This window comes from Paenibacillus sp., assembly GCF_035645235.1.
GTDB lineage: Bacteria > Bacillota > Bacilli > Paenibacillales > YIM-B00363 > Paenibacillus_AE.
In genome coordinates, this window is sequence record NZ_DASQMZ010000037.1 from 1 (window position 1) to 4,237 (window position 4,237).

The 4,237-nt window shown below is 66.8% G+C and carries 4 protein-coding genes; all 4 read left to right on the forward strand.

From position 1 onward, the window contains the following. Positions 1-1,484 (forward strand): 23S rRNA (uracil(1939)-C(5))-methyltransferase RlmD (gene rlmD / locus VEZ38_RS03440; RefSeq protein WP_324891950.1); only part of this gene is annotated, 1,484 nt, incomplete at its 5' end. Positions 1,485-1,592: 108 nt separating this feature from the next. Continuing rightward, entirely contained in the window at positions 1,593-2,729 is a 1,137-nt protein-coding gene (locus VEZ38_RS03445; protein WP_324891951.1) for a DUF2974 domain-containing protein, read from the forward strand. A 33-nt stretch (positions 2,730-2,762) separates the two neighbouring features. After that, complete coding sequence (locus VEZ38_RS03450) at positions 2,763-3,974, forward strand: DUF2157 domain-containing protein (RefSeq protein ID WP_324891952.1); 1,212 nt, start codon at positions 2,763-2,765, stop codon at positions 3,972-3,974. A 3-nt stretch (positions 3,975-3,977) separates the two neighbouring features. Beyond that, positions 3,978-4,237, forward strand: a 260-nt coding sequence (locus VEZ38_RS03455) for a GDYXXLXY domain-containing protein (protein ID WP_324891953.1), incomplete at its 3' end; no start/stop codon positions are given.

Below are 4,237 nucleotides of genomic sequence, written 5' to 3' on the forward strand. Positions count from 1 at the left end.
GCGACACCGTCGTCGTGACGATCAAGCGGCTCGGCATTAACGGCGAGGGCGTCGGCTATTACAAGAAGAAGGCGATCTTCGTCGACGGCGCCTTGCCGGGCGAGGTCGTGCGCGCGCGCGTGACGAAAATCGAGCCGAAGCTGCTGTACGGCGCCGCCCTGAAGACGGAGAAGCGTTCGCCCGACCGCGCGGAGCCGTTCTGCGCCTGGTACGACGCGTGCGGCGGCTGCTCCCTTCAACACCTTGAGTACGCGGCGCAGCTGCGCGAGAAGGAGGCGCTCGTGCGCGAAGCGTTCGCCCGCTACGCGGGGATCGACGCGGACAAGCTGCCGCTCGCGCCGATCCTCGGCATGGACGAGCCCCGCGCCTACCGGAACAAGGCGCAGCTGCAGCTCGGCCTCGGCGACGATCGCCGCGAGGTGCTCGCCGGCTTGTATGCGCCGGGCAGCCGGCGGCTTGTCGATATCGCCGGCTGTCCGGTGCAGCGCGGCGCCGTCAACGACGCGATGCAGGCGGTGAAGCGCATCGTGCAGCAGCTGCGGCTGCCGATCGCCGACGCGCGCGCGTTCGCGCGCGGCCTCGACGCCGCGCCGGAGGACGGCGAATACGCCGTCCGCTCGGGCGGCAGGCCTTCGGCGCCGCCTCGCGCAAGGGCGCGCGGCGACCGCCGCGGCCCTTCCGCGCTGCGCACCGTCGTCGCCCGGGCGGCTCACGCTTCTGGCGACGTGCAGCTCACATTCGTCACGACCGGCGCCGAGCTGCCGAGCGAGCGCGCGCTCGTCGCCGACGTCCGGCGCGCCCTGCCGAACGTCGTCTCCATCGCGCATAACGTCAATGCGGAGGACACGCCGCTCGTCTTCGGCGACAAAACCCGCATCGTCTGGGGCGCGGAACGGATGGCCGAACGGCTCGGCGAATTGACGTTCGAGCTGTCGCCGCGCGCGTTCTTCCAGCTCAACCCCGCGCAGACGATCAAACTGTACGACCTCGCGCGCAAAGCCGCGGCGCTCGCCGGCGCCGAGACGGTCGTCGACGCCTACTGCGGCGTCGGCACGATCTCGCTCTGGCTCGCCCGCGGCGCGAAGGAGGTGCGCGGCATCGAGGCGGTGCCCGAAGCGATCGAGGATGCGCGCCGCAACGCCCGCGCGAACGGCATCGGCAACGCCTCGTTCTATGCCGCCCGCGCCGAGGAGCTGCTGCCGCAATGGGCCGAGGCGGGCCTGCGGCCCGACGTCGTCGTCGTCGATCCGCCCCGCTCCGGCTGCGACCGCCGGCTGCTCGACGCGCTGCTCCGCGTGAAGCCGAAGCGCATCGTCTACGTCTCGTGCAACCCGTCGACGCTCGCCAAGGACGCCGCCGCGCTGCTTGCGGACGGAGCCTACGCGTTGGCGTCGGTCGAGCCCGTGGACATGTTTCCGCACACCGCGCATGTCGAGTGCTGCTCGCTCTTCGTCTTGAAGCCGAAATTCGATCGCGGAAGGTGAGCCGCAATCGCCGATGAACAACGCGACCGGCGCGCCCCGCTGTTCCAAGGCCATGCCCATCTTTGCTAAGATGGAGGAGAAGCCGGACCGAGGATAGAGGGTGCCGAGATGGCCAATATGATGGATTACTTGGATTGGCGCGGGGACTTAACGCTCGCGCAATCCCCGTTTAACGAAGTGGACAATCTGGTGCTGTCGCAGCTGGCGTACGTAAATTTCGATTATATCGTCCCGCCGGCGACGAGCGCCGAGAGCCTCCCCCTCCGGGAAGCGTCCGAATCGTATTTTTCGAAGTACCGGGAAGAGGACCTGTCGATGGCGGGATATTTGATCCGCGTGTCGGCCATGCTTTTGAAGAAGATGGCGTCCTGCCGCCGGTTCGCCGACGCCAAGCTGTCGAGGTTCGCGAACGTGATCGACCTCGATCAGACGAAGCAATTCGCGGCGATGCATGTCCTGCTGGAAGACGGAACGGTATACATCGCTTACCGGGGCACGGACAATACGATCGTCGGCTGGAAGGAAAACTTCAATATGAGCTTTACGACGCCCGTGCCCGCCCAGTACGAAGCGGTTCGGTACTTGGAGGACACCGCGGGGGAAACCGGGGCGCCGCTGCGAATCGGAGGGCATTCCAAGGGCGGCAACCTAGCCGTATACGCCGCCGTCAAATGCAGCCCCGGCATCCAGTCCAGAATCCTTGAGGTATACAACAACGACGGTCCCGGCTTCGACGCAAGCATGACGGACAGCCCGGAATACCGCGCGATGCTGCCCCGCGTTCGAACGATCGTGCCGCAGTCGTCCATCGTCGGCATGCTCCTGGAGCATGAGGAAGAATATACGGTCGTCCAAAGCAATCAGAAAAGGTTCATGCAGCACGACGCGATGTCGTGGGAAGTGCTGGGGCCTCGTTTCATTCACGTCGACAACGTGACGAAGGAAAGCCGACTGCTGAACGTCGCGCTGAAGTCGTGGCTCGACGGCATGGACCGGACGCAGCGGGAGCAATTCGTGGACGCTATGTTTTACATTTTCGAAGCGACGAACGTCAAGCACTTCCGGGACTTGTCCCAAGCGAAGTGGAGGAAGGTCAGCGAAATCATCAAGGCGCTGAACCAATCGCCGGAAAATAAAGAGGTGCTCACGAAGACGCTTAGGCTGCTGTTCCGCGAAGGGACCCGAGTGTTCTTGGAATCGTGGGAATCGAAGCTGCTTCGAAAGAAAAACCCGTCCGGGGAATAATTCGCCGGAAGCTCATCGAGGAGGGAAAAACGCATGTCCGGAAAATGGCTCCGCCGCGAAGGCAACCGCTGGGTGCGCGAAGGCATCGTCACCCCGGAGCAGCTCGCCCGCATCGCCGCCTTATATGAAACCAAGGAACGCGACGCCGGCGCGCTGCCGCTGCTCGGCGGCCTCCTGCTCGGCCTCGGCGTGCTCAGCTTCGTCGCGGCGAACTGGCAAGAGATCGGGAACCCGATCCGCATCGCGCTGCTGCTCTCCGCGATGCTCGGCTTTTACGCCGCGGGCGGGCGGCTCTTCGCCCGCGGGCGCGAGAGCGCCGGCGTCGCGCTCGTCTCCGTCGGCCTGTTCGCGTTCGGCGGCGGCCTCGTCCTCGTCAATCAGATGTTCCATCTGATCATGTACAGCGCCGCGACGCTCGTCGTCTGGGCGGCGGCCGGGGCGGCGCTCGCGTACGTCTTCCGCAGCCGCTATCTGTACCTCGTCGCGGTCGTGCTGACGTTCGTCGCCCAAGGCTACAGCCTCGGCGCGTTCGGCGGCCGGTTCAGCTTCGCCGCCTTCGCCGTCTTGCTGCTCGGGCTCGCCCCGTTCCTCGCCGTCCGCCGCGACGCGTTCGCGGCCGCGGTCTGGTCGCTCGGCGCCGTCCTTCATGCCCTCTTGCTCGTCCTGTCGATGGAATGGGCGTTCGGCTGGTGGTTTCTGCCGCTCCTCCTGCTATACGCGGCCGCGGACGCGGTCCCGCGCGACGGGCTCCGTCTCGCCCTGCAGCTGCCGCCGGTCGCGGGCGCGTTCGTCTTCGCGCTCGTCCTCGCGCTCGCCGGCGACGCGTACTGGACCGCGCTGCTCCATCCGCACGGCGCGGCGTACTTGCCGGCTTACGCCGCGCTGCTCGCCGCCTCCGTCTACCTCAAGCGGCGGCGCGGCGATCTGCCCTCGCTCGTCGACGGCTTGCTGTTCCTGCCGCTGCTGTACGCCCCGCCGGCCGCGATCGGCCCGCTCTATCTCGCGGCGCTGTTCCTGTTCGCGCTCGCGACGCTGCTGCTCGGCTACCGCGAAGAGTCGCGGCTGCGCATCAACGCCGGTACGGTCGCCTTCCTGCTCGCGACGATGGCCGCGTATTTCAAGCTGACGTGGGGCTTCCTGGACAAGTCGGCGTTTTTCCTGCTCGGGGGCGTCCTGCTGCTCGGCCTCGGTTGGCTGCTGAACCGCCGCAAGCGCGTCGCCCTGCACGAAGCGAAGGAGGAGTAATCGATGACCGCAGCTTGGAAGAAGACGTTCGCCCTGCTCGTCGCGCTGCAAGCGCTGGCGCTGCTCGGCCTCGCCGGCGCGGCGTACGCCGCGGTATGGTTCGGGGAAGACATCCGCGTACGCACCGCGCCCGTCGATCCCCGGGATTTCCTCTATGGCGACTACGTCACGTTGTCGTACGAGATGTCCCGCCTGTCGCCTGCGTTATGGCAGGGCGGGAAGCTGCCCGAGGAGGGCGACGCCGTCTATGTGGCGCTCGAGCC

Coding starts and splice junctions, on each gene's coding strand:
- VEZ38_RS03445 (WP_324891951.1), top strand. CDS start 1,593: ATGGCCAATATGATGGATTACTTGGATTGGCGCGGGGACTTAACGCTC.
- VEZ38_RS03450 (WP_324891952.1), top strand. CDS start 2,763: ATGTCCGGAAAATGGCTCCGCCGCGAAGGCAACCGCTGGGTGCGCGAA.